Origin of the sequence: Limnobacter humi (genome assembly GCF_024518835.1) — a bacterium.
Lineage (GTDB): Bacteria > Pseudomonadota > Gammaproteobacteria > Burkholderiales > Burkholderiaceae_B > Limnobacter > Limnobacter humi.
The window spans coordinates 92212-117050 of sequence record NZ_JANIGO010000003.1 but is presented as its reverse complement, the minus strand read 5'-3'; the positions used below and the strand labels follow the sequence as shown (position 1 = coordinate 117050).

Sequence of the window (24839 nt, the reverse complement as noted above, 5' to 3'; positions counted from 1 at the left end):
GGCTATAGAAAAAAGAGGTAAAAACATTGGAGACACAAATTCTGATTGGAAACTTACGAACCATCGTGCAGACGCATGATGGGATAGTACTTTTCCCACAATCACACTTTCTGAATTTCTTAGGTAGTTCCACTTCTCCTCCCAAAGTAGACTCTCAAATTAAATATCACGATGCACTTAAATCGTTTGAACTTTTTCTTTCGCTAGAAGGAATTACGATTGAAAAAAATATTCTTGAAAAAGGAATATATCTAGATTCTCACCAAGCCCTAAGATTGAAATATTGGCTTGGTTTTACATACAACTTCATGAAGTCTTGCAGGCAAATTCCAGGCAGACTGATGAATGCTTATGCGAGAGAGGCACAGCTCAGAAAAATTCGTTTAATTACGAAAAATGGTAGACCATCGGTAGACGCAGCTTATGTTGCCTTGAGTACATACTCTCAGCGTGTGCAAGTAGTGTCTTCATACCTAAAACATCATTACCGATTCTTTGGTAAAGAGATGGTTAACTTCGACAGATCCGGTTCTCTTCGTAACGAGCTGGATGAGATTTTAAAGATCCTTAAAGACGCCGTACCAACTGGGAAGCCCCATGAATCACAAATCAGCTCGTACCCTCAAAGTCGTTGGTACCAAATAATCGAATTGATCGCACTAAAGCCTGAAGAAGCCTTTCTAACAAGAGGCGGTAAACCCTCCACTAACCTCATGAAGCATCAATTAGTCGCATTGCTCTGTAGCGAGGGATTACGCCGTGGCGCTGTGGCTAATTTGAGAATTCAAGATCACAAGGATGACGGGATGTTGCTTGTCCGCGGTAATGAGCAGTACTGGTATCAAGTCAACGGTGGCAAAAGAAAACGTGGCACAGCAAGTCTAAAACAAAGATTTGCCGACCCTCGAGAATCAGTTTTCCATTTCATGATTAATCCTTTAACTAATTTCTTTTTCAAGCAATATTTGACTCAGAGGAAAAGAATTGTTGATAAATACGGCTCTGACAGAACACACGGCTTCTTATTTATCCAACCTAGCTCAGGGCTACCATATACAAATCGCGAACACGTCACAGAGACCTTTAGACTTTTGAAGGAGGGCTTATCTGCAAAACAACTTCTAAAAATTGACGATTCGGACCCCTTCATTACAGATACGGGCAACAACGAATATGAGTGTCGACCGCATGTATTTCGTCATAGCGGCGTGTGTGAGCGCGCAATAAATTGGTTTCACACTGGATCGAGAGCGGCGAGGATCGTTCAGGAACTCGAAAAGATAAATGCACCAAGACACATCATCGACGAGCTCAGAACCATCGAAATTTCAAAAGATCTAAGTGCACTAGAAAAGTACCTAGTCCAAGTTTTTGGCTGGGCTCCGGAAAGTGAGATGGCTGCTTTGTATGCGAAACGAGTGGAAAAAATTTTTGCAAACGGTGTGCGATCAGATTTCCATGACCTAGTTATTGAACTCAAGAATAGAATTCTTGGTAGTAACCATGCATAAAAGCAAAACTAGCACCATTTTTCATGAAGAAAATGATGATCTAATTTTCTCAATAGTGCACAAAGAAAGACCTTATCAACCTTTCAATTTGGACTATCGCAACGGCCTAAAAAACTACAGTAGGAGATGGCTTCTGCTTCTTAGGTTATGTACTGAATTTGAGGCAACAAGGAGTCCCGCGCTACTAACCTTCCAAGGCTACCTAGAGAATTTTAACGCGCTGATTCAAATTCACTTCGAGGATGGAATAAAGGACCGTCTCTCGTCATTTGACATAGCCTATATCAACGCGAAGCTGCCAGAGAGGTTTAAACAGAGGGGTATCAAGTCCATTTTTGAGCGAGCGTTCGACAGAAAAGATTTAGGCAGAGAGTTATTTGATGACACTGTGAATAAGAGAGTCATAGGCATACTAAAACTAAAACAAGACTCTACTAAGTCGATGGTTACGTCGATTGTTAGCAAAGCAATGTCACCCGCCACATACGCGTCCATATGGGCTCAGTTAGAAACAGCTTTAGCAGACGGCAAAATTTCGAATCAACATTTTGTTTACTTCGCAACACAAGCATCAACTAACGCGCGCGATGCCAATCTTTGGCCATGCAAGGTATCTGATCTCATACAGTTAAACATAAAAAATTCGGGTGGCCACGACGAAAAGGAATGGTACCTTCGAACCTATCTCGCAAAGGCCCGACTCGACAAAGCACGAGACAAGGGTTCACTGCAGCCTTTGCCAAGAGAAGTAGGAGATAGATTAGATCTTCACAGGAAGGAAGTGATCTTTAAATTAGGGCGATTCTTCCCAAATCATCTAGATGAGATCGCTCTATTTCCTAGTTTCCTTTGGCAAGAAATAATCGATCGTACTGATACGAAGCGAACACCTAGTCCTGGGCATGCTACAGAAGCTAACAAGCTTGAGTGGATTGCCCTACTTGGCAGGTTTGCTAGACCTGGACAAATGAGCAATAGTTACCTTAACCCAATTAGAAAACTGGTTGGGCACGGAGTAATTGGTACCAGCGTAATTAGGCATACGATAGGTACTTACCTTGCTCAGCTAGGTTATGAGTCGCGAACAATAGCAAGAATCCTACAACACACAGACGAAGGGTCTGCGCAATATTATGTTGATCTCTGCTTCGCTGGTATTTTGGATGAGTTCGGACAAAAGTTTGAAGAACAAACTGCACCGATACTCAGCCATTTGCTTAAAAGAGTTGAAGCTTCTGTTGACGTCAATAATGGTCGTTATGATCAAAAGCAACTGATCCAAACCAAGGTTGGAGTCGAAATAATTACGACAGGTGCATGTAAAACGAAAAGATGTGAAGGCGTACCATTCCAATGTTATTTGTGTCCATCTAGGTCTTTTATTCCTTTTGCAGATGCTGACCATCAGTCCGTCCTAAGTGACTTAATCAAATACAGAGATGAAGAGCTACCACATAAATCTTCATCATTTCAACTCGAAATCAACAACATAAATGTGATAGCGCTACGGATCGAGGCGGTCATTCAAGCGTGTCAGTCATACAAAAGTAAACTAGGCAAATCTAATGAGTGACTCCCTAATTACAAAAAGGCGCGAGCGGAATCTGGCGGACTGGGAGAATGCGAGCCGAAATTTTCTTGCCTTGAACCACCAATCAATTATTTTTGAAAGTGACACTTGGCTAGTTCCCTATACCCAACCAATCTATTTTAAGAAAACAAAACAGAAGGCGCTTGAGCTTGGCCTCGATCCGACATGCGACACCCTACTACGATGCATCATGAGCAGCAGAATCGAAGCAGGCGTTCAATCAAACATGCTGGCAGACAATGTTTACAGGACTCTTATACAAGCAGGCATCGAAAATATCTTTAGTTTTTTACCTGAACACTTCGACGCGGCACAGGAGCGATGTGCGGAACGATTTAAAGCCAAGAAAACGATCGCTTCTTCGGCCTCGACTCTAGAGTCACTAGCCAACCTTTTCTGCGAAAAAGGGATAATTGATTTTTCGTGGCATAGGGACAAAGAGAGATTCAACCATCTTTATAGAAAAGGGGATAAGACAAAAAATCTAGATAATTGGTATATCAACAATGGTGGCTACACCAACGTCGATCATCGGGTAGCTGCCTTTACAGATATCTTACGTCTCGCCTTTACGCCTGACGAAGATAAGACTGATTTAGAAAAGAAATACTTCGGACCAAGACAGGAGCAAGGAACACTATTTTATGTACTTAAGTTGTGCGCACCTGCAAGAATCAATGAAGTTCTTTCGATGACGATTAATGACATTGTTACCTTGAACACTTATCAAGAATTTCCCCTCAATTATCGCAGTTATTTTTCCGATGCTAATGATGAGAACCACGATGAAGAGGTCAACCATGGCACCCTTAATGTACACCGCGCGCACCAAAGGTTGTTTGATCGTCATACCGTGTTATTACAAAAAGGATCAAAGGGCGCAAAGTATAGTGCTAAGCCAGTTCTACAGCACATGAATAATTTATGCGGACAGACCATGAACCGGCTCCGCGAGTTAGGAACTCGTTCACGCATGCTGGCGCGTTACTATGAAGACAACCCTGATGAGTTGTACTATCCACCAGGCTTTGAGTACCTTAAAGACAAGTCAGAGTGGACTCTAAATGAGATACACAGAATCACTCACTTTTGCGAACCTTTTCCTGACCCAGATGACCGCGCTGGACGTAAGGCAGCTCGAAATAGCGTCAGATACGTATTCGTGGAATATTTTGTCGATAAGTCCAAAAAAAGCGGCGTAAGCGAACGGTTCTTGTTGCACGAACTCAAAACTGGACTTGTTACTGAACCACTAAATCCATCGCACCGACGGAATACAAAAGTTGAAGCATATGACGCCGAGGGTATAAAAAAAATACTACTAAAAAGAATACGGGCATCTGAAGCAACTGCCAGAAGAATAACGACAACCACTCGTTATTACGGCAAATTATCAGAAATGCTTTGTCTTTCGGACTATGAGCGTCAAGCCCCCTTTTTGATCGGAGCGATCGATTCAGATAAGTTGCAGATGCAGTTTGCAAAATCAAACGGGAAAAAAGGACGACGAAAAAAAAATCTCTTCGATCACTTAGGGATTAGGATGATCCAGTTTGATGAAGATGTCCCAGCGTGGATTGACTCACATGACTTTCGGCGGTTTCTAACCGACAACGCACTAGAGTGCAAAAATGCCGTAGAAGGAATGCGGAAGTTGTCTGACGTTCTGATCAATAGTTGGGCCAACAGAAAAGATATCGGGCAGCTATCAAGTTATAGAAGACCCTTTTCAGAAACCACCACACGCTCTAATTCTCTTCACCCTTCAAAATTTGAAATGCGTCTACTTGAAGATCTTGGCGGTTGCAGTGAGATGATCAAAGATTTCGACGCCTCAGTACGAAAAAGGGCAACCGATCGTGGGCTGACGACATTTACATACAGTACTAGCCATGGCTCAGACGTGACTATTGCTTTATCAGATTCCTTAGATAGAGCTCATGCAGGGATCGACTCCTTAGGAAAAGTCAGAACTATGATCCCATTAAGGCATGGTTCTTGTTTACACGACCACGTATTGCATCCTTGTCAGCATATCGTCACACATTGTTTCGGATGTAATCAGCGTATTTATACCAAAGGAGATGAACATCGATACGCCCAAGTGAAAAAGATTTACGAGAGCGGATTCGAATTCCTTTATCGCCAGATGGAGCACTATATTGATGCGATTGAGACTGGAAAGATGAGCGAGGATGATGCTAAGAATCTCTTCCCTTTGCTTGTAAATAGAGACCTAGACCCCGCTGAAATGACCAATGAGTTGATTGAGCTTTTTGAGCTTCAATATGAACGACTGAAAGAATGGCCCGTCATTTTTCAAACTGTCGAAGAGGCTTTCGTCTCGAAGAGAAACATAGAGTTTGAATGTGATGATCGCTACAAGAAAGGTGACTCTATGCGTTACCTTGGCGACAATAAAGCAAAGATACGCTCAAAGCTTATTAATGACATCGACGGAATTGAAGAAAAGATTGAGCATCTCAATACAGAAAATAGAAAGCGATACAAAGAACAAGTTTCCTTTGTGGACCAATCACTCGCAATAGAAGAAACCAAAGGCTTATTGAATCGCCCGTATCTAGGACCAGATGAAGGTGCCGCATGACAATTAAGAACGCTGGTGGTCGTCCAGCAAAATTCAACCGAGTAGACATCGCGAAAATTAAAGCTTTAATCAGTGGGATGTCAAGAAAAGGAGAAAAAATAACTTGGGACTACATTTGTGAGAATGTAAATCGCGAGGTGTGCCCGAATGCACCAACTACCAAAAAAACGCTTCGAAGCGTTGCAGAGATCAAGCTCGCTTATGACAAAGCCAAGACAAATGCTAGGGGTAATACATTACATCTAAAAACATATGTTAAGTACAGCAAGGAAAGGCTACTTGAAGTTATAAGTAAGCTTGAGGCCAATCTTCAAGAGACTCGCGATGAATTGGTTCGAGAAAAAGAAAGAAAAATTATTGAATTTGAGGCTTTCCTCTCGAGACCTCAAAATGCCAGATTTCTCAAAGGTCCCCGAGGCCCCAAGTTTTTTGAAGATTTGAAACGTAACATTCATGATGGTTCGGACCCCGATCCTGAGATCTTAGTTTAGTCGCGCAACGCGCCGTACGTGATAAAACTGTTGATACGCCCTATTTAAATAAACTACAAGACACGGAAATCAAATTAAATGTCTGAAGAACAAAAACGCCGCCTCCAAACCCAACTGTGGTCGATCTGTAATTATCTGCGCGGCAAGATGAGTGGTGATGAGTTCAGGGATTACATCCTGGGCTTCATCTTCTTTAAGTTCCTGTCTGAGCGCCTCTACGCGATTGCACAAAACGCACTGGAAGCCGATGGCATTCAATATGAGGATTTGGACGAAACCAACCCAGACCACAAAGAAATCATCGAAGCTGTTCGCCAGGAGGCGGTTGATGCACTTGGCTACCACCTGAATCCCAGTCAGCTTTTTGACCAGATTGCCAAGAAGATAAAAGCAGACAAAGACGCTTTTGTGATTGGTGACATTCAGCAGTTGCTCTCCGACATTGAGAACAGCACCCGTGGTGAAGAGTCTGAGGATGAATTCATCCACCTGTTCGAAGACATGGATTTGAACAGCTCAAAGCTGGGGAAAACCCCAGATCAGCGCAACGAGGTGGTCAAAGGGATCATCAAGCAACTGGACGAGATCGATTTCCAGATCAATCAAATTGAAGCCGATGTATTGGGAGATTCCTACGAATACCTGATTTCCAATTTTGCATCAGATGCGGGAAAAAAAGCTGGTGAGTTCTACACCCCTCAAAAGGTATCTGAAATATTGGCCAGAGTGGTGAGTCTCGGTAAGACTGAACTGAAGTCAGTCTACGACCCCACCTGCGGCTCCGGCTCCTTGCTGTTGCGTGTGGCCAAGCATGTGAAGAAGGTCGGTCGGTTTTACGGTCAGGAATTCAACCGCACAACCTACAACCTCGCACGGATGAACATGATCCTGCACGGTGTTCACTACAAACACTTTGACATCAAGCAGGACGACACGCTTGAGCGACCCCAGCACCCAGATCTAAAAGCCGAGGCGATTGTGGCCAATCCCCCGTTCTCATTGAACTGGGATGCCAATGACTTGAAGTTGTCGGATGATCGCTTTTCGCCCTACGGCAAGCTTGCTCCCAAGACCAAGGCCGACTTGGCCTTTATTCAGCACATGCTGCATCACCTAGACGACAAGGGCGTAGCCGCAGTAGTTGTGCCCCATGGCGTTTTGTTCCGTGGATCGAGTGAAGGTCACATTCGTGAGCATATCATTCGGGAAATGAATGCACTGGATGCGGTGATCGGCCTGCCAGCCAACCTGTTCTTCGGCACGGGTATCCCAGCGGCTATTCTTGTGTTCAAGAAATGTCGAGAGGATTCAGAGAACATTCTCTTCATCGATGCAAGCCGTGATTTTGAGCCAGGCAAAAATCAGAACAACCTGCGTAATCAGGATGTAGACAAGATCATCGACACCTTGGCCAGCCGTCAAGCGATCGAGAAATACAGCTACCTGGCACCTCTGTCAGAGATTGCAGAGAACGAATACAACCTGAACATCCCCCGCTACGTGGACACCTTCGAGGAAGAGGAAGAAATCGACCTTGTGGCTGTGAATGCTGAGCGGGTTGAGATAGAAAAAGAGATCGCTGAGCTGAATGCCAAGATGCAGGGATACTTGAAAGAGTTGGGGTTGTCATGACTGTTCAAATTCATTATCAAGCTCCATTGGGCTGGGAGCTAAAAAGCATCGCTAGTTTTGTAGAGAACTATAAAGGAGGGGCATCTCTCACTCCTGATGATTTTCGTGAGTCAGGCTTTCCAGTGATACCTAAAAAGGGAGTTCAGGAGGGTGGCTGGTTAGTTATAGATGAGCCCACTTATTGCTCAGAATCTTTTGCTGAATCGAATGCGCAGAGCAAGGTGGACTCTAATCATGTGGTGGTTACTTTAAGAGATTTAGTGCCTTCAGGGCCTTCAATTGGTCTCGCCGTACGAATACAGCAAGGCTTGGAATTTATCCTATCGCAAGGCACTTATGGTTTGGAAATCAATGAATTCATGAATCCTGATTATTTTTGTGCTCTCTCCAATTCTCAGCCATACCGCAAGGCAATGCGGAGAATTATGGTCGGTAGCACTCAGGTGCATATTCGAACGGGTGAATTTTTAGATCAAAAATTTGCTTGCCCTTCGATGGCGGAACAAAACAAGATCGCAGAAATCCTCTCGGCCTGGGACAAGTCCATCGAGGCTACTGAGCGACTTTTAGAGAACAGCAAGAAGCGTAAGAAGGCGCTGATGCAGCAGTTGTTGACTGGGAAGAAGAGATTGCCGGGGTTCAAACAACCGTGGTCTACCACTAAGCTTTCAACGCTTTGCGAAATTAGGCGTGGAGCTTCTCCACGACCAATATCTGATCCATCGTACTTTTCTGATTCAGGAAGGGGATGGGTGAGAATTTCTGATGTCACCTCTGATGAAACACCCTTCTTTAGAAAAACCAGCCAGTACCTGTCTCCGCTTGGGGAGAGCAAAAGCGTTAAAGTAAACGACGGTGACTTAATAATGTCAATTTGTGCAACTATCGGAGTCCCGAAATTCGTGAAAATCCCAGCATGTATCCATGATGGGTTCGTGGTTTTCAGGAACCCATCTGATTCACTTTCTCTGAATCTTCTGTATTACGTTATCCAATTTATTACTGACAAGCTTGATGGCGAAGGGCAGCCTGGGACACAGAGGAATCTCAACACCTCAATTGTCGGGGAAATTCAGTTTCCAAAAATTACAACTGAAGAGCAGGAGATGATTGCTGAAATCTTTAAGCTCGCAGACTCATCAATAGGGGCGATTAACGAAAGATTGAAGTCGCTCCGAAAAGAAAAGGATGCCCTAATGCAGCAGCTACTAACGGGCAAGAAAAGAGTTTTTACTTCGGAAGCTATATGAAAAAATTAAAGGCAGAGGAGGCGATTCTTGAATTTCATTTCAGGCAGAACGAAAAACAGGGTCTAACTCCAAATACTGGGCGCATAGACTTAGATGAAAAGACGCTTTCTGCTTTCAATTTGGAAATGAATTTAAAGCTTTCAATCGATGAATTTAATGCAGCGGGCTCGGTTTGCATTGCTAATCAGTGGCTAAAACATACTGTTCTTGGGGGTGGCTCAGGCCGTTACATTAGACTGTGCCTAACCACCCAAGGGGTTGGAGTGGTTAGATCCAACAGGGCGAGTCTAGAGCAAGAGGCAAGCCGAGGCTGGCTTGAAAGATCATTGCTCTTTTTTAATAAATATCAAGGGGCCACAGCTATTTTTGCTGCGGTTTTGGGGTTGATTGGTCTAGCGGTTTTTGGAGGTTGAGATTGGATAACAAGGAGTTTTCGATCGCTTTAAAATGCTTATTTTGCTTGCAACCACTTCCAAAAAATTCGTGCGATTTACAAAGCCCAGAAGATGAACTCATTAAATGTGCAAATTGTGGTGAGTCGTCATTGAAAAGTTCAGTTATTGAAGTAGCCAAAGAAGAGGGTAAGGATCAGGCCCTAGCGTATGCAAAAACAGAGCTAAATAAATCACTAAAAAAACTATTCAAGTAGACCATCATGGCAACCCAAAGCGAAATCGAAATGGAAAAGGCCCTGGTGGCCCAGTTGGAAACCCTGGGCTACGAGCCTTTGGATATTCGCAATGAGCGTGACCTGGTTGCTAACCTGAAACTCCAACTTGAAAAGCACAACAAGTCAGAGCTGGCCAAGGCGGGTGCAACTGGCCTGACGGATGATGAGTTCAATCAGGTAATGAACAAGCTTAACCGAGGCGATATTTTTGACCGGTCTAAGCAAGTTAGAAAGCGTTTGGATGTTGAGCGGTCTGATGGCTCGGTTATCTACCTAGAGCTTTTCGATACCCGCAACTGGTGCCAGAATATCTTCCAAGTTTGCCGACAAATCACGAACAAATCAGCTGACAATCACAGCCGGTACGACGTTACCTTGCTGATAAACGGCTTTCCCATGGTTCAGATTGAGCTTAAGGCCCGTGGCAGTGAAATCCGTGCCGCGTTTGACCAAATTGTTCGCTACCGCAAAAAATCTTACAGCTCAAACTCCGGCATTTTCGATTACATCCAGATGTTCATCATCAGCAATGGTGTGGACACCCGCTACTTTGCCAACAACAAGGATTTGTCCTACCAGTTCACCTTTGAGTGGTCGGACATCGAGAACAACCGGATCAACCGGCTGTCCCAGTTCACTGAAGTCTTCATGGAGAAGTGCCACCTCTCCAAGATGATTGCCAGGTACATCGTGCAGCACGAAACCAACCGTGCCTTGATGATGCTTAGGCCTTATCAGTACTACGCTGTCGAGAAGATCCTTGAAAGAGTGAAGCTGGGTCGCGGAGATGGATACATCTGGCACACCACAGGTTCGGGCAAAACGCTGACCTCCTTTAAGTCCAGCCAATTGCTCTCCAACGACCCAAACGTGGACAAGGTGATGTTCGTGGTGGACAGGCGGGATCTGGACTACCAAACCGCCCTGGAATTCAATGCCTTCAGCGCCGACAGCGTGGATACCACTGAGAACACGGAAAAGCTGGTCAAACAGCTGACCGATCCCAATTGCCGGTTGATCGTTACCACCATCCAAAAGCTCAACGCTGCGATCAGCAAGAAGCAATTTCAGGAAAAGTGCGAGACAGTCAAAGACAATAAGTTCGTCTTCATCTTTGATGAGTGTCATCGTAGCCAGTTTGGTGAAACCCACCAGCGCATTTGTGATTTCTTCCCAAATCGGCAAATGTTTGGTTTCACGGGTACACCGATTTTCGATGCAAACGTGGCCAACACCAAGTACGGCAAACGCACGACTGAACACCTTTTTGGTCAGGCGCTTCACAAGTATGTGATCACAGATGCTATTCGGGATCGAAACGTGCTGCGCTTCTCGGTGGAATACCGGGACATGGTGAATGTGGTGATCACTGAGACCACGATTGCAGCAGATGGCACCAAGACCTCCACTCAACTTGATCCTGAAGCGGCCAACAGCAAAGCTGTATTGGAGTCCACAGCCCGAATTGAAAAGGTGGTGGACGACATCATCGAAATACATGGAGCCAAGACTCATGGCCGGGAGTACAACGCTATGTTCTGCGTGGCAAGTGTCGATGTGCTGCAGACCTACTACCAGATCTTTTCAAGCAAGAAGACTTCTGGTGCCCATGACCTGAAAATCGCCACCATTTTCAGCTGCGCCCCGGGCGAGGCTGATGAGTTCTCGGGTGTTTCTGACCAGGACCTGCCAGACATGAGCAAGAACGTGGACCAAAGTCGCCTGCAGTTTCTTGAAGGGTGCATTGCTGACTATAACGCCATGTATGGCACGTCCTATGTGGCCAATGACAACAAGTCCTTCTACGACTACTACAAGGATTTGTCCAAGCGTGTGAAACGAAAGGAAGTGGACATTCTGTTGGTGGTTAACATGTTCCTTACCGGCTTTGATGCGCCACGCTTGAACACCCTTTACGCGGACAAGAATCTGAAACACCACGGGCTGATTCAGGCCTATTCACGCACCAATCGAGTTTTTGATGCAAAGAAATCCCACGGCAACGTGGTTAGCTACCGCAACCTGAAAGACGCAACCGATGAGGCGCTGGCAATCTTCGCCAACAAGAATGCCAAGTCCAGCGTGGACGAGGTGATTGGTACAGTCATCATGCAGCCGTATGAAGACCTGATTGAAGTGTTCAGGGTGGAGGTTGAAAAGCTCAAAGCGATCGCCCCGGACGTGGAGGCCGTCGATAAGCTCATCAAGGAGGAAGATCAGCTCGATTTCATTGTGAAATTCCGCGATGTGCTGCGACTGCAGAACACCCTTAAAACCTTCTCCCAATTTGATGGTGATTTGGACAAGGGGGGGCTGGGCATTGATGAGCAGGGCCTGCTGGATTACCAGAGTAAATACCTCGACTTGCGTGAGGACATTGAGGCTGCTGAACGGGAGCGACGCAGGGCAAAATCAGTTGAAGATGGTACTCGCGATGCCGAGCCAGAACCACCAAGCCCAATTCAACAGGTTCTTTTTGGTATTGACTTTCAGATCGAGCTAATCAAGCGAGACGAGATCACGGTGTCGTACATCTTGGGTCTCATCGAGAAATTGAAGGACCAATCCAACGAGAAGAAATTTGCAGCTGGCCGAGACATGATTCTCGATGTGTTGCAGTCCAATCCAGACTTGAGAAGCAAGCGAGAGCTCTTTGAAACCTTCATCGACGAGGAGCTCGACAAGCTCAAGCTTGATGAAAATCAGCACGATGAAGGTATCGTGATCACGAAATTCAACGAGTTTGTAGACCAGGAAAAGCGTAAGGCCCTGGAGGCGATTTGTACTGAGTTTTCTGCAAATTGCGTGAGGCTCAAAGAGCTCTATCAGGACTTTGTGTACCGAGGTACCCTGCCCGATCGCAATACATTGATCAACCTTTTGTCCGTGAAGCCAAAGATCACCAAACGAGCAGAGGTAGGAGACGCAATGAGGGATCGGTTTGTTGCCTTGGCGGATAAGTTTGAAGATGCAGAAATCGAAAGAGATTGAATCAACAATTTATTATTCAGACCGTTACCCTGAAAGCCCGACTCAGGCGCTAGGGTCCAGTTAATGGCCTTGAGGCCATAATGCATTTTCAGGCGATCCATCCAGATCCTAAGGTTTGGCCTAAACTGCTAAAAATGTAGTTGACGGTTCGGTATATTCTGATGGATCCGCCTTGGGGTATTTGAGAAAAGCTAGATACAAGGAATATCCAAAGACAAACTTCTTGAAACACAGGCATTACTGGACTTGGCTTCACACTTAAAGCTAACAAATTTGGGATCTACGTTCAAATAAAAGAATTAATCAACTAGAAATATTGTGAGTGGGGCAGTGTGCTGATGTCTGGATATCTTGATTTAGAACGATGCTTCGGGCAATTGACCGAATATTCAGTCGATAAACTAATAGCTACGGATGTGATTTCTCGTAAACGTATCAGCTGGGAACAACTCCTGGAAGAGCGTTTTTCACTTATCACTGCCCGAGCCAACTTTGGGAAAACTCAGGAATTGCGGGCCAGTACGCGGCGCCTTCAAAAAAATGGTCGCCATGCAGTTTTTACCAGTCTCCATAGGCTTTTAGCTGAGTCTGACTTTGAAGTTGCACTAGAACCGAGTGACGCAACTGCTTACAGAGCATGGAAATCTGATCTAGAAGCCCCGCTCTTTCTCTTTGTAGATTCTATAGATGAGGCTGTGTTGGGTCGAGAGTCAGGTTTGCAGTCTGCTCTCAGGAGGGTGACTCAAGCCATGGGGGATAGATTAAATCAGGTTAGTTGGGTTTTAACTTCGCGTCCAGCAACACTAACGCCCGCGGTGCTCGATGTGATTCAAGCAGAGCTGGATACTAATTTATATTTGGGCGAAGCTGAAGAATCAGTGGCTGAGGATTCGTTGGAAGATATGCCAGCTGGCGACGATGGTTTCTCAGATCTTTCTAGCCTTGATCCGGTCACGACTATCAAAACCAAGCTGGTTTCAAAGGCACAGTTAAAGTTATATAGACTTCTTCCTTTATCGACGAAAGCGGCTAAGTTCTACCTTGAGAGTCGCCACTCAATTGCCGATGGGAAGGCTCTACTTGATGCAGCTTGGCGTTTTGGATTGGGTGACCTTACGGAGGGTCCAGGAAGTCTCGATATACTTGCGTACGTTGATCCAGTGACTAACCCTCCAGTCGATTTAACCTCTATCTTTGAAACCATGATCGCGGGGGTTCAAGCTCAACAGCGCACAGATCATCGTGAAAAGATTGTCGGGCTGTCTTGTACTAGAAGCTTGAACGATGCTTTAGAGAAGCTCGCTGGAGCATCAGCAATATGTCAGTTGCCAAATTTGGAGTTGTCGACTGATGCCCTGAAATTACAAGAGGGAGTGCTTTCGACTCGACCACTAATTGGTGGTTTGTTGTCGGAAAGTGAACTTCAATATTTACTTGGTTCTAGGTTATTCATCGATTCTGGTTACCACCAAGTAAAGATTTATCCTGAGCAGTTGTTACCTTATCTCGCCGCTAAGCGTCTTTCGGCGCGAGTTAACTCACCCGAAGATGCTCGACGACTCGTTGCTGAGTTGTCTTGGAAATCGGTAACTGGTGAGTGCGGAGTTCGTAGTGCCTATCTTGCTGTTGCTGGTTGGCTTGCAACGTTTAACGTTCACTGTAGGGCCGAGCTACTAGACATTGATCCCCAAGCAGTTGCGTTTTTCGGAGACTTGAGAAACTCACAATTCCCAGTGGCAGATGCTTGTTTGGCGATTAAGCTTACTATTGAGCGACTAGAGAAGCTCGGCGATTCGCTTGGACGGAATCATTACAATTTAACTGCAGAAAACTATTGGCAGGCCGGAAAACCTGGGGTCGAAGAAACCCTTGAGAATGCTTACGATCGTCTTGACGCGCACTCATACAAGGCGCGCTCTGCCTTACTTGACATTGCCACCTATTCGCGGATAGACGTATTCCGTGATCGGATTCTCTTTGCGTATGGCAACGACTATGCTCAGCTTCTGAACAGTCCATCTGATCTTGTGTACATCTTGTCTCTTAATCGGGAAGACGACTTTCAGGGGCTAGCTGAGGCAGCAAAATTAACTCCGAAAATTGAACAAAGAGCATTTGGACTTGTGCTCGTCGGCTTGGCCTGGAAGAAATTTGATGCAGAGACTATCTCCGATCTAGCAAGCAGGCAATATGAGCATCAAGGTGGCGGGTTTAATTTAAGTTGGGACTTAACGCATTCGATTGCGGAATCTGCAAGTGCTGAACAGCTGTTCGCGTTAACCGAAAAATTGTTATCTCGGATGGTGACGTACTATGGAGCAAAATGCCACGCTGAAAATTATAGAAACGACGACTACGCGGATGTTGTTCGAGACCTCATAGCACTGGTCATTAAGAACGAAGAGCTGTCGTTAGAACGCGCCACTCAGTTATGTATGAAGTATTTTGAAGCTAACGCTCGACTTTACCTTGGAAGTATTGACCATACCGAGCTAGGTAGGGCTTTAAAGTCTTCTGATGCTGTTCGTCAGAATTTATTTCGAGCAGTTATCAGAAAAAGTGATCGGACACCCGACGGTATATGGAGTGAGTTATGTTCACATCGGCTTCAATCATTTTTATCAGAAGGTGATGCTGAGGCGGTCTCTGAGGCCGGGTTTAGTGAGCTAATGACGGTACTTAGAAATAATGTGGCTACGCGTAAACCATCCTCACAACCTGCGAAAAAAAACAATAGCAGATTAAAATTGGATGAGTCCTCCAAGATTGCTTTGCAAAAAGAAATAGAGAGCATAAGTACAGGCACGAACACAGGTGCTCTTATTTGGATCGCTCGATGGCTGTCGCAGACCAGCCAATTATCACATTACAGTGATTTTGATTTCTCTGCTTTTGAAGAACTAGCAGGACAAGAGTTAGGAAAGGCCGCTGACCAGGGATTACGCTCTATTTGGCGCGATCGTCCTCCGCAATACAAAGAGTCTGAGCCAAATTCAATTTATCTCATTACTATCGCAGGCCTTCAAGGTCTTCATTTGGACTTAGGCAATGGTGATAGTCTCCCTAAGCTCTCGGACTCAGAGGTGAAACAAGCTCTGAATTATGGTCATTTTGAGCTAAATGGTTATCCAAAATGGTTCTGGCCGCTTGTATTATCCTATCCGTCGATAGCAATTGCGGAATTTCAATCTTGCCTAGCTAAGTTTGGTTCGGGTGGTAAATCGGCGGAAATCGTGGAGAAATTAATTCGCCATATTGCTGAATGCCCTCCCGTTGTTCTACTCGGCCTACATGACTCACTGTGGACAATAGCCAGGGATTCGAGCGCAGTTAGCTCACATACCCTTGAAAATATTCTAAGTGCCATCTTTAGTAATGAGGAGATTAGAGGAAGCCTAGATCAGACGGCACTTGAATCGGTGGCGGCAGCGCGCATAGTCGAGGCTTTTCAAGTTCAAGGTAGTTCTGCGTGTGATAGCGAAGACGATGCGTCTGCGGTGCTGAAACCGACCGAGGCCGATATTGGGCGTTTAAGGTCAAACGCAGTAATATGGGGGCAATTTTGGCTACTCAATTACCCCTCCACATTTAGACGAGATTTCGAAAACTGGCGTGTGAGTCATAAAGATAGCGCGGACAAATTCATGTTTGAAATTGCTGCGCACATTGGCCAAGATCGACTAAGTCGATTAAACACAATAAAGCATCAAGGAAATCGTGGTTTGGAGCTTCTTTCGTCACTCTACGAATGGGTGGTGGAGGTAGTTCAAGAGTCTGATGACATCATTCATGACGATGGGCTCGTGTACCAGTTCGAACCACGTGACAATGCTCAGCGTCTCAGAGATGCTTTACTGCCAGCGATTTCGAATCTTAAATCTCAAGCAGCGTATGACGCTCTCGATGGGCTACGGGTCAAAGCTTCTGGAACGCGCGCGAGATATATCCGTCATTTGCAATTTCAAATGCGAGAGGAAGAAGCCCACATTGCACCACTTAAGCAACGACACTACGAAAAATTCGAGCGAGATTTTGCCCCGCCTGTTTCAGGCTATACACAATTTGCCCAGACAATTCGCAACGATTTGGGTACTGTTAAACGGAATATTGAGTGCGGTGAATTCAGTCTTCGGCGGTTCTTCAGCAAAGTAATGTTTAACCATATTAAGACTGACACTGAAGGGTTAGCACTTGAGGAGGATTTTCAAGCTTTGCTCGGTAGTGAGTTAAATCACGCCAGCGGCGGACGATATGCTGTTACTTTGGAGTCCATTCTGCCAGAGTCAACCCGTAGAGATGTGTTGTGTCAACTTGGTGACCTTCGGGCTACGATTGAACTGAAAATGTCGGAGCATTGGACAGTTCCTAATTATCTAGAAGCTTTGGAAGCTCAGTTAAAGGGGCAATATATGAAAGCCCCCAACTCAAAGATTGGTTTCTTTGTAATTGTTCTTCAACGGGCCAACCGTACTTGGAATTACCCCGAAGGAGAGACACTGGATTTCGATGGATTGTTAAAGCTTCTTGAAGCGAAGGCTTCGGAATTTCGGGCTGAAGATAGTTCACTATTTCTGCAGGTCGTGGGTATAAACGCAGTACCTCCTTCCGATTTTCGTGATGCTAAGCAAGCAAAAAAAAGTACAATCGCGACTGCTCAAAAATACGGGGACGGACAGGGTAAATATTGGTCAGGTAAAGGTCGTCGACCGCAATGGTTGAAGGATGCGCTTGCTTCAGGAAAGGTACTGTCTGATTATGAATTAAAGTGACAGCTGAACCTATGAGTAGATGCCTCAAGAATTGTCGTAGTTGATTACACCTCGGTGAAAATTATGAATAAGACCGATATTGACATCGTTGCTTTGGCGAAATCACATCAGAACAAAGATGCTTTTGATCAAGCCTCGGCACAAATAAAAGAAAATACCAACGGATCAGTTTATGAGTCCGTAAAAAACCAACCTAGTTTGTTGAGGCGAATTTCACCAGATGGCACCGTCACAACAGGGACTTTCGAAAGCGGTGTTTTTAAAGAGATGAAAGGTAACCAAGACTAGATCTGGAATATGTACTGGTTATTCGCGTTAGTCAGTGTGCCGACAACACATGTCGCATTTAGGGGTGGAAGTCAAACACGTAGCGAAGTTTGGTCAACAAATCCTCTACCATTTCGAACCCGTCCTCGGTTTCGATCATTTGAAGCGCATTTTTTCCTTCAAATATTTCATGGGTATGCGGATTTAATGGTTGATATGTGAAGTAGAAAGCGGAAGGGAAAACTAAATCCACAACGGACTAAATGGTTGATAGCTAACCGTGCCGGTCTTTCCAGATCCCCTTCCCTATAGCCATATGTAGGGAACACTTGAAAACTAGGCATATCTGTCTTGACAATAGCCCCGGTACAAGAAGCGGGTGTCGTTGTGCTCAGCCAGCCTTTCTTCGCCAAAAGCAATATTGCCACGAAGAGTGGTAGCCTACGGGCTCAGTACCTCCCCAGTTGGGTCATCGCCCGGCTAGAAGGTATTGAGGCGGCTCGGGGTGCATTGCACCATGTCGCGCCGGTCGGCAAGATGGAAGACTACATTGAGCGGATGTTGCGTAATGTCACGCCCTACTTGAACGAGGTGCACTGACCATGCATATCCAACCTACTCCCTTGAGGTCACAACAAAGCTAATGATCGATCTACTTGTTTTCCTCCCGGCATGTTTCGCACTGAACCTGGCGTTCGGCCCCAATAACCTCGTTGCGATGACACACGGTGCGCAAAAGGGCGTAGGGTTTTCCTTTATGGCAAGCACAGCACGGCTTGCCGTCTTCGTGCCCATGATTGCTGCTAGCGCGCTTGGTTTAGGGATGCTTTTGTCTGCTTCGGCGTTGGTCTTCAACGTGATCAAGATCGTTGGTGCCGCCTATCTGGTCTGGATGGGCATCAAGCTCCTCAGAACAACATCTGGCTCGACTAACCTAAACGCAGATGCAATGAAACCTTCGCTTCGTAAGGCATTCCGTAGTGAGGCGCTGATCGCCATCAGTAACCCCAAAGCAATCCTCATTTTCGCGGCATTCTTCCCGCAATTCGTGGATATAACGAATTACTGGCTGAGCTATGCAACTCTTGGGACGGTTTTTATCGCGCTAGAGGCCGTTGCAATAGCGATATATGCGTCAGCAGGGCGTTTTGCAGCAGCTTTCGCAGCAAACAAGCTGCACTGGTTTCAACGCGCCTCAGGTGGAGGAATGATTGCTTTCGGCATCCTGCTTCTTCTTAGTCGCCAACCTTCGCGTGTTGCCTAGGTTCTTAAGAACGCTTTAGCCAGTTGCTAGTCGTCTTAAGAGAATAACGTATGACCGAAATGCCCGACAACATCCTGCACCTGCCCTCATACCAGGTGCTGGGCTGCAAAGCCACCGACGATGAAATGCACTTCCAGGTAGACGCGCCCGATCCCATTGCTTGCGAGGAATGCGGGGTGCAGGGTGAGTTCGTGCGTTTCGGCAAGCGTGATGTTCCCTATCATGATCTGCCCATCCACGGCAAGCGGGTCACCCTCTGGGTGCTCCGCCGCCGGTACATCTGTCGGGCCTGCGAGGCTACCTTCAGGCCCCAGCTACCGGAGGTGGTGGACGGCTTCCGCATGACACTGCGGCTACATGAATACGTAGAGAAGGAGTCCTTTAACCACCCCTACACTTTCGTGGCGCAGCAAACCGGATTGGACGAGAAGACGGTACGGGACATCTTCAACGCCCGCGCCGCGTTCTTAGGCCGCTGGCACCGCTTCGAAACGCCTCGCATTCTGGGCATCGACGAGCTGTACCTGAACAAGCGCTACCGCTGCATCCTGACCAACATTGAGGAGAAGACCCTGCTCGATCTGCTGGCCACTCGCCGTCAGGACGTCGTGACTAACTACCTGATGAAGCTGAAAGACCGGCAGAAGATCGATATCGTCAGCATGGACATGTGGAATCCATATCGAACGGCGGTCAGGGCGGTGCTGCCACAGGCCCGCATCGTGGTCGATAAATTCCATGTGGTGCGCATGGCCAACGATGCTCTGGAGAAGGTGCGCAAGGGGCTCCGGAAAGAGCTGAAACCAGCCCAGATCCGAACCCTCAAGGGAGACCGGAAAATCCTGCTGAAGCGCGCTCACGAAGTCTCAGACCGGGAGCGGCTGATCATGGAAACCTGGACAGGCGCATTCCCGCAACTGCTGGCTGCCTACGAGCACAAGGAGCGCTTCTACAGCATCTGGGACGCCACCACACGACCCCAGGCAGAAGCCGCCCTGGACGAGTGGATATCCACCATCCCGAAGGGCCAGAAAGAAGTCTGGAGCGATCTGTTTAGGGCGGTGGGCAACTGGCGCGAAGAGATCATGACCTACTTCGAGACGGACATACCTGTCACCAACGCTTTCACGGAGTCCATCAACCGACTGGCCAAGGACAAGAACCGTGAAGGACGAGGTTATTCCTTTGAGGTGATGCGGGCGCGAATGCTCTACACCACGAAGCACAAGAAGAAGGCCCCGACTGCGAAGGTCTCTCCGTTCTACAAGAAAACCATCGGTTACGGACTGCCAGACCTCGCAGAGGAGCTCAACTACGGGGTTGATCTATCAACCATCTGAGGGTAGCATCAGGTTGGTGAGGGGAAGGTGCCCCATCAACCATTAAATCCGCATACCCGGAGAAATAACATGAACGATTCACAACAAAAGAAATCTGCGATCATTGCCGGTATGGCGCCGGGCTTTGGAGCAGCGATTGCAAAGACGCTGATCGCGGATGGCTACAACGTGTACGGCCTATCCCGGAAAAGCAGCCTTGAGGGAGAAGACCTCGGCGCGTCTTACACCCACCTGCCTTACGACTTGAGCGATCAGGCGCGTGTCGAAAAGGCGATTGAGCTGATTGACGGGCAGGATGGCCCTGCAACGGTGCTGATCTACAACGCGATGCAGCTCATCCCGAAACCCTTTCTGGAACTGACACCAGAGGAGTTCCAGGCGTCTTGGGTGTCGACCTGCTTCGGTGCAATGATCACGGCGCGGGCCGTGCTGCCCGGCATGGTTTCTGCAGGTAGCGGCACAGTGATCTTCACCGGCGCAACAGCGGCTCTCAAAGGCAATCCGCGCTTTGCAGCCTTCGCATCAGCGAAGTTCGCGCTGCGTGGCCTGGCACAGTCCCTTGCCCGCGAATTTGGCCCGCAAGGGATCCACGTCGTGCATTCCGTGCTCGATGGCATCATCTGGGGACCCCAAGCCCAGGAACGCTTCAACATCAAGGAAGAAGATTGTCTCGACGCTGACGCGATCGCGACGGCCTATCTGCAGCTGATCAATCAATCCCCCAAAGCCTGGACACATGAATTCGACATGCGCCCTGCGACTGAGAAATTCTGAGGACTTCATCATGACGTACAGTGTACCAGAGAGTGTAAACACTGATCTTTCTCAACCGGCCATCGTTCATTCTGCTGAACAAGAGTGGTCGCCTTCTCCGACAGCCGGGGTTGACCGCCGCTTTCTGGAACGCGACGGGGCCGAAGTTGCCCGGGCAAGCTCGGTGGTCCGCTATGCGCCGGGAAGTGCGTTTCCGGAACACACCCATGACATGGGCGAAGAATATCTGGTGCTTGAAGGAGTGTTTTCTGATGGTGACGGGGATTTCCGCACCGGGTGTTACGTGCGCAACCCTCCGGGCAGCAAGCACGCGCCCTTCACGAAGGATGGATGCACGATTTTTGTGAAGCTGCGCCAGTTCCAAGAAGATGATCGCCAGACCGTCCACAAGCATATTGACGACCTCGCATATGAGCCAACCGGAACGGACGGTCTGACCCGCGCGCAGCTCCATCAGGATGTGTCCGAGACGGTCGTTTCAGAGAGGCTTGCGCCAGGAACCAATTGGGCTGACCGCGGCGATTTTTCCGGCGAAGAGATTTTCGTCATCGAAGGGGAGCTGCTTTACGGCGACACCCTATGCGGCGCGGGCACATGGCTGCGGTTCCCGGCTGGGGCAGAATTGCCCATCCAATCCCCGTCAGGCTGTCGCATCTGGGCCAAACGGGGCCACTTGGGGCATCTCACCTGATCGGCCGGAAAACGCGCCGCCCTGAAATCGGGTTGCTAGAGCGACCCGCATTTCAGGCTGATCTCGTCATCGAAAGGAAACAATAATGACTGAAATCCACTGGATGGCTGCAACTGGCCTCATGACTGCCCTGTTTTGGATGGTCTATGTCTTGAACCGCTTTGCCGTAATCGGGATACCAGCATCGCTGGGAAATCCGAACCCTGAGCATAAGCCCTTGTCGGACTGGGCGCAGCGCGCGACGGCGGCCCATCAAAACGCGATGGAAAACTTTCCGATCTTCGCGGCTCTGGTGTTGGGAGTCGTCGCCCTGAATTTGTCCTCTAGCCTCACGATCACACTCAGCATGCTCTACTTCTTCGCCCGTCTGGCGCACTTTGTCGTCTACACGCTGGGTATTCCGGTCGCTCGGACATTGACCTTCGTCCTTGGGTGGATAGTCCAAGTGGTTCTGGCCATGGTCATCCTCGGGGTCGTTTGATCGTGGCAGCGAAACTCAGAGCGCGCGCCACTCGCTCCGGTGACGTGGCGCATCTCCTAGCTAGAGTCGTCGCGTCCTGTCGCCCTCCCCAGTCGTGCAGCAACGGGGTGGAGTTAGTATTTGTTGCGGGATTGCATCGTGTCTCGACGCCTTAAATTAGGTGCAGGGGAACCGAGTTCTGGCATACCTCTTTGTATATCTGACTTGCAGTGTTTTCTGTCTGTCTGCGAGGCAGGTAGCATTCGTAAAGCGGCAGAGGCTATTGGCGTTGGCCAACCGTCTTTGAGCAGACGCATTCAGAAATTGGAGGAAATGCTTGGGTTGTCGCTCTTTGAAAGGCGTACGACAGGAGTGCGCCTGACGCCTTTTGGATGGCGTTTTATGTCACAATCCCGGATGCTTGTTGCCGGGGTTCAGGACGCTCTAGAATCCGCCTCTATGGCTGGGACTGCTATGACTGGAAAACTGGACGTTGGCATTACAGCCTGCCTTTCCGGCGGACCCGTGCGAAACCTGTTTTCGGCTTTTATCGAAGCCCATTGCGATGTCGCCATTCAGGTGATTGGAGCGTCCAGCAACGAACTCTCCACTCTATTGAACCAACGCCTCGTGGACGCAATCATCACTTCACGTGCGCCAAAGCCAAGTGTCGAAGACAGTGTTTTACTTTCGCGCGAGCGGATGCTTCTTGCGGTCTCGACGGACCACGAATGGTCTGAACGTCATCAAATACTCTGGGAAGAGTTGAATGAGGCTTCTGATGTTCTTTGGGTGACGGAGCCATTTACGGCTTTCGATACACACAGGCTAGGGCACGTTGCGGCTTTCGCAAAATCAGAACTCGTTCACCGAAATCGGCTGAGTCGCGAAGAGATCATGGGTTTGGTCGGTCTGGGGTTGGGCATCACATTTGTCTACGAGCACTGTAGAGGGATTACCTACCCTAATGTCACCTATGTTCCCATTGGGGGTGATGGTGAGCCAACTCCTTTTTCTCTGACATGGCTTCCAGAAAACGATAACCCGGCACTTCGACGATTCATCAGTCTGGCGAAGATCGAAGCAAAGACGAACGGTTCTCTTTCTTGAGCTTAGCGAACCCGCGATCGGTCTTCATGAAACGCTCCAGCATGGGCGCGATGAGCTTGGCCGGTTCGAGTTTGCGCCCGTTCTCAGCCGCAAGAATCTCCGCATAAGCTGTCAGATCCCGATGCACCTGCGCTGGTAGCTCGATCGTCAGCTTGACGGGCTTGTCGTCGCGAATGTCGCCTAGCTTCAACTTGCTCATCGGGCATCTCCTTGCGGTTCGAGGATTAGATCGCGCGTCACCATCACGCGTACCGGAAATCCTGGCCGGATCGTAAGTGTCGGCGGAATCTGAAGCTGGCGCTGGACGATGGCCTCGCCGGCGCGTCCGATCGTGTCCTGCGTGCCGTCTCTGATTGCCTTGGCGATCTCGTCGCCGCCATCTTCGCCGGTCTCAAGCCCAATATTGAGGATGGTCGCCAGACCCGCCGCGCGGAATAGTTGGCCCCAGTGATTGTCGACACCGTCTTCGAGCCCGGCGTATCCGGCCTGATCCGTGCCGGGCTGGCGTTCGAGGACGATGGAGCGACCGTCGGGTAGGATCAATCGGGTCCAGGCGAGCAGCAGACGACGCTGACCGGTTTCCACGCGGCTGTCATATTCGCCCAGCAGGCGCGCGCCTTGTGGGATCAGCAGGAATTGCCCGGTGGGACTGTCATAGACGTTCGCTGTGACCTGCGCGGTGATCTGCCCCGGAAGGTCGGAGCGCAGGCCTGTCAGCAGCGCTGCCTCGATGACCGATCCCGCTTGCAGGACGTAGGGGCTCGGCGGGGATTGTAGCCGATTTGCGGCGGTGGTTCGTCTATCGACCTCACGATCTAGGAAGGCTTCCTGTCGCTCCGTCGTGTCCGGCCTCCGTGCCTGATCGGCAGAAGCCGGGAAGAGACCTTGTAGCCCGGTGGCCGCGGCCGCAACGGGGGCTGCCTGTGGCCTTTCAGCCCCGGTGCCGCTCGATCTCGCGTCGGCAAAGAGCGTCGCGAGCCGCGCGGCTTCGGCCTCTTGCAAGCGCAGTTGTTCTTCCGGATCGACGGCAGGACCGGTCGCAGGAACGACGGGCACGGGCTCACCGCGCCGCTGCGCAGACAGAACCGGACGCCCGAGCTCACCCGGTAGCGGTGGGCCAAGCCGTGGGATCGACGCGTAGTCGCGCGGCAGCCCCAAAAGGCCCTCGGCCTCCTGGACTCGTTCGGTCGAGAACAGTTCGGAAGGTCCATCGCCTGGATCGGAGCCTTGCAAGGCTCCGATCAGGATCGCGCCGATGCCGAGCCCACCGGCGACGACCAGAACCGTGATCGCCTTGCGCGAGAGCCGCATGACACGCGGCGGATCGGGCCGTAGGCGGAGTTCCTTCGCGATGTCCTGTTCGGTGCGTGGCGGCTCTTCGGCGCGGTCGTCTTGTTGCTGATCTTCAGTTCCGGTCATG

20 protein-coding genes are annotated in these 24839 nt (G+C 48.6%); 17 read left to right on the top strand and 3 right to left on the bottom strand.

The annotated features are described in order from the left end of the window. Positions 1–65: 65 nt before the first annotated feature. From NQT62_RS09870 to NQT62_RS09825, 10 genes are all read left to right on the top strand, one after another. The gene (locus tag NQT62_RS09870; protein ID WP_256764536.1) at positions 66–1511 is read left to right on the top strand and encodes a site-specific integrase; all 1446 of its coding nucleotides are present in this window, start codon (positions 66–68) and stop codon (positions 1509–1511) included. Next, complete coding sequence (locus NQT62_RS09865; protein ID WP_256764535.1) at positions 1504–3084, top strand: site-specific integrase; 1581 nt, start codon at positions 1504–1506, stop codon at positions 3082–3084. The genes NQT62_RS09870 and NQT62_RS09865 overlap by 8 nt, the downstream gene beginning before the upstream one ends. Then, positions 3077–5710: a hypothetical protein gene (locus tag NQT62_RS09860; protein WP_256764534.1), complete on the top strand. Its 2634-nt coding sequence runs from the start codon at positions 3077–3079 to the stop codon at positions 5708–5710. Before NQT62_RS09865 ends, NQT62_RS09860 begins: the two co-directional genes overlap by 8 nt. Further along, entirely contained in the window at positions 5707–6201 is a 495-nt protein-coding gene (locus NQT62_RS09855) for a hypothetical protein (protein ID WP_256764533.1), read from the top strand. The genes NQT62_RS09860 and NQT62_RS09855 overlap by 4 nt, the downstream gene beginning before the upstream one ends. Before the next feature lie 78 nt (positions 6202–6279). Further along, positions 6280–7833 (top strand): type I restriction-modification system subunit M, encoded by a 1554-nt coding sequence (locus NQT62_RS09850; protein WP_256764532.1) that lies wholly within the window; start codon positions 6280–6282, stop codon positions 7831–7833. Then, on the top strand, positions 7830–9083 hold the full coding sequence (locus NQT62_RS09845) for a restriction endonuclease subunit S (protein WP_256764531.1): 1254 nt from the start codon (positions 7830–7832) through the stop codon (positions 9081–9083). Before NQT62_RS09850 ends, NQT62_RS09845 begins: the two co-directional genes overlap by 4 nt. Then, positions 9080–9496 (top strand): hypothetical protein, encoded by a 417-nt coding sequence (locus tag NQT62_RS09840; RefSeq protein WP_256764530.1) that lies wholly within the window; start codon positions 9080–9082, stop codon positions 9494–9496. The genes NQT62_RS09845 and NQT62_RS09840 overlap by 4 nt, the downstream gene beginning before the upstream one ends. A 242-nt stretch (positions 9497–9738) precedes the next feature. Further along, complete coding sequence (locus NQT62_RS09835; RefSeq protein ID WP_256764529.1) at positions 9739–12744, top strand: type I restriction endonuclease subunit R; 3006 nt, start codon at positions 9739–9741, stop codon at positions 12742–12744. 338 nt (positions 12745–13082) lie between these two features. Beyond that, positions 13083–17513: an H-NS histone family protein gene (locus NQT62_RS09830; RefSeq protein ID WP_256764528.1), complete on the top strand. Its 4431-nt coding sequence runs from the start codon at positions 13083–13085 to the stop codon at positions 17511–17513. A 63-nt stretch (positions 17514–17576) separates the two neighbouring features. Next, positions 17577–17801: a hypothetical protein gene (locus NQT62_RS09825; protein ID WP_256764527.1), complete on the top strand. Its 225-nt coding sequence runs from the start codon at positions 17577–17579 to the stop codon at positions 17799–17801. Between the two features lie 58 nt (positions 17802–17859). Here NQT62_RS09825 and NQT62_RS15530 read toward each other — a convergent pair whose 3' ends face one another. Continuing rightward, positions 17860–18033, bottom strand: coding sequence for an antitoxin Xre/MbcA/ParS toxin-binding domain-containing protein (locus NQT62_RS15530; RefSeq protein WP_370569162.1), 174 nt, complete (start codon positions 18031–18033; stop codon positions 17860–17862). A gap of 98 nt (positions 18034–18131) precedes the next feature. On the opposite strand from NQT62_RS15530, the gene NQT62_RS09820 reads away from it, so the two are divergent. The 7 genes from NQT62_RS09820 (at position 18132) to NQT62_RS09790 (ending at position 23419) form a co-directional block, all read left to right on the top strand. Further along, positions 18132–18380 (top strand): hypothetical protein, encoded by a 249-nt coding sequence (locus NQT62_RS09820; protein ID WP_099167931.1) that lies wholly within the window; start codon positions 18132–18134, stop codon positions 18378–18380. Positions 18381–18423: 43 nt separating this feature from the next. Continuing rightward, on the top strand, positions 18424–19044 hold the full coding sequence (locus tag NQT62_RS09815) for a LysE family translocator (protein ID WP_014819627.1): 621 nt from the start codon (positions 18424–18426) through the stop codon (positions 19042–19044). Positions 19045–19094: 50 nt separating this feature from the next. Continuing rightward, a complete protein-coding gene (locus NQT62_RS09810) occupies positions 19095–20384 on the top strand; it encodes an ISL3-like element ISPst9 family transposase (RefSeq protein WP_033939138.1) in 1290 nt (429 codons plus the stop codon). 69 nt (positions 20385–20453) lie between these two features. Continuing rightward, entirely contained in the window at positions 20454–21158 is a 705-nt protein-coding gene (locus tag NQT62_RS09805) for an SDR family NAD(P)-dependent oxidoreductase (RefSeq protein WP_017516417.1), read from the top strand. Positions 21159–21168: 10 nt separating this feature from the next. After that, entirely contained in the window at positions 21169–21849 is a 681-nt protein-coding gene (locus NQT62_RS09800) for a cupin domain-containing protein (protein ID WP_081596628.1), read from the top strand. An 85-nt stretch (positions 21850–21934) separates the two neighbouring features. Continuing rightward, entirely contained in the window at positions 21935–22330 is a 396-nt protein-coding gene (locus NQT62_RS09795) for an MAPEG family protein (RefSeq protein ID WP_017516415.1), read from the top strand. Positions 22331–22468: 138 nt separating this feature from the next. After that, on the top strand, positions 22469–23419 hold the full coding sequence (locus tag NQT62_RS09790) for a LysR family transcriptional regulator (protein ID WP_161795745.1): 951 nt from the start codon (positions 22469–22471) through the stop codon (positions 23417–23419). Here NQT62_RS09790 and NQT62_RS09785 read toward each other — a convergent pair. Together NQT62_RS09785 and NQT62_RS09780 are read right to left on the bottom strand one after the other, a co-directional pair. After that, positions 23373–23618, bottom strand: a complete 246-nt coding sequence (locus tag NQT62_RS09785; RefSeq protein ID WP_017516414.1) for a DUF2274 domain-containing protein — start codon at positions 23616–23618, stop codon at positions 23373–23375. The two genes, NQT62_RS09790 and NQT62_RS09785, sit on opposite strands and share 47 nt — an antisense overlap. After that, complete coding sequence (locus NQT62_RS09780; protein ID WP_017516413.1) at positions 23615–24838, bottom strand: TraB/TrbI/VirB10 family type IV secretion system protein; 1224 nt, start codon at positions 24836–24838, stop codon at positions 23615–23617. The genes NQT62_RS09785 and NQT62_RS09780 overlap by 4 nt, the downstream gene beginning before the upstream one ends. Position 24839 lies beyond the last annotated feature (1 nt).